Consider the following 8,535-nt stretch of genomic DNA (forward strand, 5'->3'; position numbering starts at 1 on the left):
TGGTAGTTTTGTACTAAAATAGGAAAATAGATTTATGCACTGTGCTTGGTTTATGCGTGAAAATGTATCATAAATATACACAATTTAGGAAAAAAATTTACTAGAAATTTGCGGGCAGAAAAATTACTTTTATTGTACTGTGATACACTAGCTGAGGCGATTTCACAAGAGGAGGTACATTATGACGATCGCAAAGCAGAAATGTCGAAGTTTTGTCAGTGCATTTCTTGCATTTACCATGTTGTTTGGGCTTTGTCCAACCGCATTGGCGAATGAGGAAGATACGACACAAACTTTGACATTTGGTGTATTATCCGACGCGCATTATTTTCCAACGGAATATAATGGAACGCGTGCAGAAGATTATCAAAACCAAATCAGCGGCGACCTGCGCCTGATGGGCGAAGGCGAGGCGCTGACCACCGGTGCGGTGGATCAGATGCTGGAAGAGGGCAATCTGCCGTCTGTCCTGCTGGTCACGGGCGACCTGTCCAGCGAGGGTGAGCTGGCAAGCCATGAAGGCTTTGCACAGCAGATGGCGCGTCTTCAGGCGGCTGGCGTCACAGTGCTGGTCATCCCGGGCAATCATGACCTGTATAACAGCAGCGCCATGACCTTCGAGAGCGATGAGCAGATCAAGGACAACGGTTCGGGTGATTTGTGGACGACTGAGGCTGATTTCCGCGAAACTTATGCTTCGATGGGCTATGATGAGGATGCAACCGTGGCTGCTTCTAATGGTACGCTAGCTTCCATCGAGTACTATGTGGAGGATCTGGGTGATGACGGCATTGCCGACTGCCAGGGCGGTTTGTCTTATCTGGCGGTGACCAACAGCGGTTATGCCTTCCTGATGATCGATACCGAGATCTATACCGAGGATTTTAACGGTAAGGATCAGGCTTGGGGCAACGGCAAGGGCATGATTTCCGATGATCTGCTGGACTGGATCAAGACGCAGTTGGACAAGTGTGAGCAAGCCGGGGTGACTGTCATTGCAGGCATGCATCATCCGCTGCTGACGCATAACACGACCAGTGAAACCGAATTTATCACCGATCGTGTGCAGATCCAGAGCGGTGACAGCGGCTACACAGCGGATGTGAACAACACGCTGGTCAAGACGCTGGCCGATGCTGGTCTGCGCTGGGTTTTCACCGGTCATATGCATGAAAATGATATTGCCAGCTACACCACGGCATCGGGCAATACCATTTATGATCTGGAGACCGGCGGATTGGTTGCCTATCCGGCGCCTTACCGTATGGTAGAGGCTACTCGTACCCAAAACGATGACAAGATAGAAGAGGAACTGGAAGTTTCCTCCGTCAGTGTGGAGCAGGCGGCAATGAACGCTTGCTTAGACGCGCCGAATGGTGAGATCACCCATACCGAGAAGGTTAATGTTGCCGAATACATGACAGAGGCCATGTACGGCGACGCATTCGCCGTCAAGTTGATTCATCGTTATGCCGATCGCTATCTGGATCAGCTGGCCGATGTACCGCAGGCGGCGGAAGATATTGTTGGTATTGACCTGTACGAAACGCTGTTTGACGCGCTGCCGGGCATTCTGAGCGGAGAAATGGTCGTTGATCTGGGCGGTTCGGTCGGCAAGCTGACCATTACCTATTCTTCCGAGGGAAGCGTAGACAACTGGGGAGAGGGTGACGGTGTTCACCTGAATCCGACCAGCGGTGTGGCTGGCGTGCTGGGCAGCTTCACCATCCGTAATACAGGCATCAAGACCGAGGTGCAGAGCGTACTGGATCAGTTTGAAGCCAAATACATTGAAGGCGGCGAACTGAACGAGCGATTGGATCAGCTCATCGTGGATGCGGTCAATACTGTGATCGTGGATGAGACCGATGGTCATACGTTGGAAGATCTGGTTCGTGCCATGTTCCAGCGCCACAACGCGGGCGAGGATGTTCTGGAGCTTGAGGACTGGCAGGAAGAAGGTCTGGCGGTTCTGGCTGACGGTGCGCTGCTTGAGGAGCGTGTTATGGAGATCATTCAGGGCAGACCCGACGATGTGTACCCGGAAGACGTCTCCATCTATGGTTTCATCAACGATGTGACCAACAGCCTGACCGTAGATCTGGACACACTGTTTGGGCGCAATGTGCTTTGGTTTAACGCGGTTAAGGCCGTGTTCGGTAGTGAAACGCCGACCGTTGCAACGCTGCTCGACCAGTTTAATGTTGACATCGAGGAGATCCTGAACGGCCTGATTACCGAATACCTGTCCGACAGCTTTTTTACCAGCGTCGGCGGTGTTGTAGATAATATGATTTCCGGCTTTATCGAGGATGAAGACGGACTGGATGACGTAGTAGACGGCGCACCTGCCGTGCTGACCTATACCGGTGAGGCGGTGCGCGATCCCTCTGTGGAGAACGGCACGCTGCCGTATCAGATTACCGTCTCTCTGGACACTGCAAATCCAGAAACCAATCGTACGTTCTCTTGGTATACCGGTACGGATATCACCGAAGGTACCGTGCAGCTGGTAAAGGCGGACGGCATTGCCAACGCCCAGCAGGCAGAGAATGCGATGGAGTCCGGGGAGAAAGTCATCAGCACTTCGGCCACCAGCGAACAAGTGCAGAAGGCCAAGGTAAAGCTCAACCTGATTTTGGTCACGACCTACGATATCATCGACGCGGAACGCCACACGGCGACGGTATCACTGGAAGAAAATCAGGATTATTGGTATCGTGTAGGTACCAGCAGTGAAGCATATGGCGAACTGTGGAGCGAGCCGGTGCTGCTGCAAAGTGACAACGAAGAAGACGGCTTTACCTTTATCAATGTAGCTGACTCGCAGGGCTCTACCGAGAGCGACTATGAACACTATAACGATACCTTGGCGCAGGCTGAGGAGACGTTCTCCGATGCTGCATTTATCACCCATCTGGGCGATATTGTCGATGATGGTATCAATGAAAACTATTGGACGTGGGTACTGGATACCGATGAGATGCAGACGCTGCCTGTCATTCCGGTAGCGGGCAACCATGAAGCCCGTTCGGAGAAGGGCGATCTGCCCAATGCCATCCGAGCGCATTACAATCTGAATATTCCTGAGCAGGATGACAGCACCGGACTGTATTACGCTTACGAGTATGAGGACGCGACCTTTATTGTTCTCAACACAAACGACGGAGACGGTGCGGTCGGTCAGGCACAGCTGGAGTGGGCTGCTGGTGTGGCACAGAATGCCGACACCGACTGGCTCATTGTGCTGACGCACAAGGCACCCTACTCCAAGGGCCCGCACGGTGATGAATCCGACGTACTGGCATTGCGCGAGGCGCTGGATACGTTCTGTGCACAGTACGACGTCGATCTGGTGCTGTCTGGACATGACCACACCTATCTGCGTACCCCGTTCCTGAGCAATGGCGAAGAAGTGGATAACGCTTCCAATACAACCACGATCCAGAAGGATGGCGTGACCTATCAGCAGACGACCAACCCGTCCGGTACAGTGTTTGTTATTCCTTCTACCAGTGGTGTCAAGTATTACGAATTTGACAGCAGCGCAGATTTCGGTTTTGAGAGCAAAAAGGAAGGCCAGCCCTATCAGTCTGTGTACAGCGGCATTGAGATCGAGGGTGACAGCCTGTACTATACGGCTTACACCGAGGACGGCGAGGTATACGACAGCTTTTCCATCTGCAAGAGCGATGAGGCTGCCAAGACTCCGGCGCAGCTGGTAGTAGAGCAGATCAACGCCCTGCCGACCAATATTACGCTGGACGATGAGGCTGCCGTGCAGGCAGCACGGGATGATTATAACGCTCTGAGTGCCGAAGAGCAGGCACAGGTTACCAATCTGTCCGTGCTGGAAAACGCAGAGAAGATGATCGAAATGCTGAAGACCGGCACCACTGGCAGCACGGTCACGGTAAATAACGGCGATGAGCTGCGCAACGCCCTAAATAATACCTCTGTCAGCAAAATTATTCTCAATGGCACGTGCACCTTTGGTGGTTATGAGAAAAACTGGATCGGTCAGCAGATCAACACCAAGGACGGTAACTGGGCATATACCATCAACCACTCGGTGACCATCGAGGGTCAGGGAAATGTCTGGGAGCGCTGCATTCTGACCATCACAAATGGCGCGACAGTCGTACTCAAGGATGTGGACTTTAAGAGCCAAGAGGGCGGCAAAAAGGCCGATATCACCCCCATCAACCTCATAAACATTCAGAATGGCACGCTCATTACGCAGGGCTCGACCGCAATCCGTCAGACCCTGACAAATGGTGCGTCCTTCAAGGGAACAAATTCGGGCAATGCCGTAGACTCCGGCCATGCCATCGTGATTCCGCAGGGCAGCACCGGCGCAATCTACCTCAACGGTACCGGTCTGATTCACGGTAATCGGGAGGCCGTTTACACGGGCAACGTTTCTGATACCATCGTGATTGCTGGCAGCACTGTGAACACCGATCAGGACAATATTCAGGCAGTTTACAGCGCGGGTGATATCACCATTACCTCGGGTAATGTCCAGAGCGTACACAATGTGGGCGAGCTGACCATGACCGGCGGCACGATTCACAATGCGCAGACGCAGGCTTCTGCTATCAACGCCCAAGGTGATGTCTACCTCAGCGGCGGCACGGTGCAGTCGGATGCCAACGTATGTCTGTGGACCGAATGGACGGGTGACGACGGCTGGAACGAAAAACCGGCCATCTATGTAGGCGGTACCGCGCAGCTGATGGGACAGAACGGTGTAACCGTGTCTGCGCTGAACGTGGAATCGAACAACAGTCTGGACATGGCGGTAGATACTACCGGTTTGTATGTCGCTCAGGCGCATCAGAATGCTGCGGGCATCTATTCCATCGCTGCGGCACCTGCAACCCTCGAGGAGCTGGCAGCCAACGAAAGCGGCAAGCTGAACACAAACATTGCGCTGAACAAGGCTGACAGCAGCGGCCGGGGATACACCCTGACCGATAACCGCATGACTGCCCAGTTGACCCAAACCGGTGTGCAGCAGGTATACGCCAAGCTGCGCGTGGTCTACGGCGGTAAGCTGACCGATCAGGCCCGAAGCGGAAACATCGTAGGCGGCGGTGCATGGTGTAATCTGTGGCTGCTGTCTCCGGTACAGCAGTATAACAACGATCCTGTAACACAGGTACAGGTTAAGGCAAACATTCCTGTCGTGTCGGTGGGCAGCACGCTGGCGCTCAAGTCCAGTACCTTCCCTTATACAGCGCTTAACAATAAGCTGATTTGGGAGAGCAGCAATACTGATATTACCACTGTGAATGAGAACGGCGTAATTACCGCCAACAAGGCTGGTATGGTTACCATCACGGCAACCGCTCCTTCGGGCGTATCCGATACCATTGAGATTACCTGTGTTGATTTGGCGATCAGCGGCGACGATGCTTTCAGCGAATCGGACACCCAGAAGACCTACAACCTGAGCACCGGTTTGGACACTCTGCCCGAGGGCTATACTGTAGATTGGTCTGTGACCGGCAGCGGTGCCTATCTGGCAGGCAGCACCCTCCACCGCACAACGCAGGCGGGCGGTGCGGTGGAACTGACCGCCGCTCTGCTCTACAACGGCAAGGCGACCGGCCTTGCGGCGACCAAAACCGTCACCTTTGAAAAGGTACGCAATGCGTTAAGCGTATCCGCGCAAACTTCGGACGGACAGTCCATTGCAACCGGCGTTAAGACCAATCAGGATGTCACCATTACCGTTACCGGAGAGAGCGGCAAGCAAATCTCTTATCAGATGAACGGCGGTGAATGGCAGACCTATACCGCTCCTGTTACTGTAAATGTGGAGGATGGTCAGTCGCTGTACAATACCTACACCTTTGCGTACACCGACCAACAGGACCAGACCGACAAGCAAGCCTCCTTTGCGGTGGATATTTCTAAGGTAACGCCTGTGATCGATGGTATTACGGATGGCCAGGAACTGCCGGTCAATAAAGACGCACCGTGTATCAACTCCATCACGCTGCCCGAGGGCCTGACGGCTACGGTGGACGATGTATCTTACACCAGTGGCAGCGATATTACTGGCGGCGAGCATACCTTAGTATTGTCTGATGCCTACGGCAACACCAATACGCTCAAGATCGTTGTACCTCAATATAGTGTAAGCTGGGAAACGCCAGTGGGCGGCAGCATCATGGCCGCGCAGGCGCTTAATCGGATGACCATGCGCAGTGAGGCAACCTTTACTCGCGGCACAGCAGTGACCATCACCGCGACTCCAGATTACGGGTATCGACTGGATACTCTTCAGGTGAATGGAGAGGACTTTGTATCGGGCAGCACCACGACGGTTATGAGCGATCTGTCCGTGAACGCTTCTTTCGAGGCGATCACCGATCCCATCGTGGTCAGCGCAACCGCAGGCGGTCAGGTGTATGCCGAGAACACCAAGACCAATCAGGATGTGACGATTACGGCAGCGCTTCAGGCTGGTCTGACTGGTACCATTGAGTATAGCACCGACGGAAATCAGTGGACAGTGTGCACCGAAGCGATCACCGTACCGGCCACCGAGACGGTCAATCAGACCACCTATCAATTCCGCATTCAGGGACATGAAGAGATGACAGCATCGTTTACGGTCGATCTCCTCAAAAAGACACCGGTCATTGCCGGTGTAGTGGATGGCGGTACATTAGACGGCAATACAATCACCATACCGAGCGAGTACACGGTATTTATTGACGGTTCTGAGACTGCCTATGTATCCGGTACCAAACTGGAAAGCGGCGTGCATACCGTGCACATTCAGGATGCTTACGGCAATACCAGCACCGTACAAATTACAGTGCCTGCTCAGGAAATTCCTGTCACTGAGCACAGGGTTACGGTAAATGGAAGTTATGCCCAAAATAGCGGCGCAGGCACGTATGCGCCGGGCGAAACGGTCAATATTTCTGCTGGTACCCGTGATGGATACATCTTTGCGGGTTGGAATGGTACGAATGTGACCTTTGCCAACGCAGCCGCTGCGCAGACAACTTTCGTGATGCCTGACGCGGATGTTATCGTAACCGCGGCATGGGAGAAAGTACAGGATAACACCGATGATGATGCAGAGAACGACCATGACGGAGGTGCATCGCATCCGGAAGCAGATGACAGCACTACGTCCGATCGTGATGACGATGATGCTGCTACTGAAGAAATCAAAGAAGATGATGTACCTCTGGCTGCGGGTGAAGCGACAGATTTTATAGATGTAGCGTCTGATGCTTGGTACGCTGACGCAGTTCAGTACGTGTATGAGAACGGCCTGATGAGCGGTACCAGCGAGACCACCTTCAGCCCGAACCTGACCACCACCCGCGGCATGATCGTAACTATTCTGTACCGTCTGGAGAATGAGCTGACCGTTACCGACACGACTGCATTCACCGACGTTGCAGCTGATCAGTACTACGCAAACGCAGTAGCTTGGGCTGCTCAGAACGGCATCGTCTCTGGCATCGATGCAACCACCTTTGCACCGAACAACGCAATCACCCGTGAGCAAATGGCAGCAGTCCTGTACCGCTATGCACAGTTCAAGGGCTACGATGTATCGGCAAAGGCTGATCTGTCCGTTTACACCGACGCTGCAACCGTTGGCGCTTATGCAACCGATGCAATGGCATGGGCAAATGGTGCAGGTCTGATTACCGGTACCAGCACCACCACGCTGAGCCCGGCAGGCAATGCAACCCGCGCACAGGTGGCAGCAATCCTGATGCGCTTCTGCGAGAATATTGCAAAGTAAATTATACAATTTTCTTCCTTCTTGAGAGAGGCTGACTTCCGAGTCAGCCTCTTTTTTATCACTGTAGCATCACTTTTATGGAGCAAGTGAGATTTAGTCTGCTGTATGCCTTCGAGTTTTTCGGTAAAATGGATATAATAAGTTCATATTTATGAGAACAGGAGAAGTTATCATGCAGGATCAAACAAGTTATTTGTCGGACTTTGCTGACTATCTTCGCGCGGAAGAGCGCAGTGAGGGTACGATTGAGAAATATATGCGCGATGTGCGCAAATTTTTTTGCTGGTTGGCAGATAAATCTTTGGAAAAGGCACAGGTTTCTGCGTGGAGAGCACAGCTGCTCTCTGATGGCTACGCACCGGAAACGGTCAACTCGATGATCGTCGCACTCAATCGATTTCTGGACTTTATCGGCTGCTCGGATTGCCGGGTGCGCACGCTACGCATCCAGCGTAAATTGTTCCGTCGTCAGGAACGCGAGCTGACTCGTGCAGAGTATGAAAGAATGGTACAAACCGCCGAACGCAAAGGACAGCAGCGCCTTGCGCTGCTGCTGGAAGCCATTACCGCAACCGGAATCCGGGTGTCCGAGGTCAAATATCTGACGGTTGAAACTGCCAGAGCCGGACGCGCGGAAATTGCGCTTAAGGGTAAGATTCGTGTGATTTTACTGCCGAATAAGCTGTGCCGCAAGCTATTGAAGTATGCAAAAAAACAAAAAACCGTTTCCGGTGAGATTTTTCTCACGA

General features: G+C 52.9%; 2 protein-coding genes. Both read left to right on the plus strand.

Annotated elements, in window-relative coordinates; genetic code table 11:
* The first annotated feature begins 181 nt into the window (after nucleotides 1–181).
* Nucleotides 182–7,786 (plus strand): S-layer homology domain-containing protein, encoded by a 7,605-nt coding sequence (locus tag B5D52_RS10660; RefSeq protein WP_016148585.1) that lies wholly within the window; start codon nucleotides 182–184, stop codon nucleotides 7,784–7,786.
* Between the two features lie 172 nt (nucleotides 7,787–7,958).
* Nucleotides 7,959–8,535: tyrosine-type recombinase/integrase (locus B5D52_RS10665; RefSeq protein ID WP_078689198.1), on the plus strand; the 577-nt coding region annotated here is incomplete at its 3' end.

This window comes from Butyricicoccus pullicaecorum DSM 23266, assembly GCF_900167005.1.
Lineage (GTDB): Bacteria > Bacillota > Clostridia > Oscillospirales > Butyricicoccaceae > Butyricicoccus > Butyricicoccus pullicaecorum.

Coding starts and splice junctions, on each gene's coding strand:
- B5D52_RS10660 (WP_016148585.1), top strand. CDS start 182: ATGACGATCGCAAAGCAGAAATGTCGAAGTTTTGTCAGTGCATTTCTT.